This window comes from Mycobacterium sp. AT1 (genome assembly GCF_002043095.1).
Lineage (GTDB): Bacteria > Actinomycetota > Actinomycetes > Mycobacteriales > Mycobacteriaceae > Mycobacterium.
On record NZ_MVOC01000105.1, the window covers coordinates 1 to 1121 of the forward strand.

Below are 1121 nucleotides of genomic sequence, written 5' to 3' on the forward strand. Positions count from 1 at the left end.
CGTGGCATCTTCGCGGTCCGGTCGACATTGTCCGAGAGGTGGTCTCGGGCGTCGAGGACGATCGGGGCGGTCGGCGCGCACAGCCATGGGGAGACGATGGCGCTGCCGGGGTGGGTGACGTAGCGATCCCCGGCCGGTGAGGTCCAGATGATCGTGCCGTCGACGAGTTGTTCGTCGGACCAGCCCCAGAACGTCTTGACCAGATGGTGAAAACGGCACAGACATTTCAAGTTCGACGCCTGGGTGGGCCCACCCCGACCGTGGGGGACGGTGTGGTCGAGGTCGGATCGGGTGGCCGGGGCGCTGCAGCCGGGGAAGCGGCAGGTCAGGTCCCGGCACCGCACGTAGTCGGCCAACCCCCGCGACGGCACGTACCCACCCTCGGGTCGGCAGTCCACCGGGTGCACCAACGGACGCAACCGCGCAGCCTTCGCCAACTCGGTGATCATCTCCGGCGGGATCAGCCCCTCCAATCCGATCATCGCCCCGGGCGCGACACCCGTTCCGTCGACGGTGGCTTGTTCGGCGATCACGTGGATCACCACTGCACTGGCCACCGCGCCGGCGGCCGGGCAGTCGGGGAGTCCGCAGCGGCAGCCGAGCCGGTCCCCGCCGGCGGCGAGCACCCCGACGGCGTCGGAGCGGCGTTGGGCCAGGGTGCGCCCGTCGGCGTCACACACCGTGTTGGCTAGTGCGGTGAGGCGGTCGTCGAAGGCGTGCCCGTCGGGTGCGGTGACGGTGGCGTGGATTTCGGTCAGCCCGTTGTCCACGTCCCCGACGACCACGTCACGTCCGGCGACTCGATCACGGCGCCGGCGCACCGCATCCAAATCGACCTTCGCCACCACCCGGTCGATGCGGGCGGCGAGTTGGGCGCGGCTGCAGGCCCCCCAGCGTGGGGCGGTGATCGCGAGTTCGGCGTCCACCATGGCCAGGGTGGCGTCGTCGACGATCAGCCCGGTGCGGAACACGCAGGCCCGGAAGGTGGTTTCGTCGATGTCGCCGGCGATGAACGCCCGCCCCAGTCGGGGTAGGGAGAACCGTAGGGCGTGGGCGTAGCGGACGTGGCTGGCGGCCAGGTCGCGGCTGATGTTCAGGGCGGCGGCGACTTCCAGGGTGAC

The 1121-nt window shown here is 70.7% G+C and carries 1 protein-coding gene; it reads right to left on the reverse strand.

The window, feature by feature from the left end; genetic code table 11:
• Positions 1-1121, reverse strand: a 1121-nt coding sequence (locus B1790_RS33225) for an HNH endonuclease signature motif containing protein (protein WP_142271665.1), incomplete at both ends; no start/stop codon positions are given.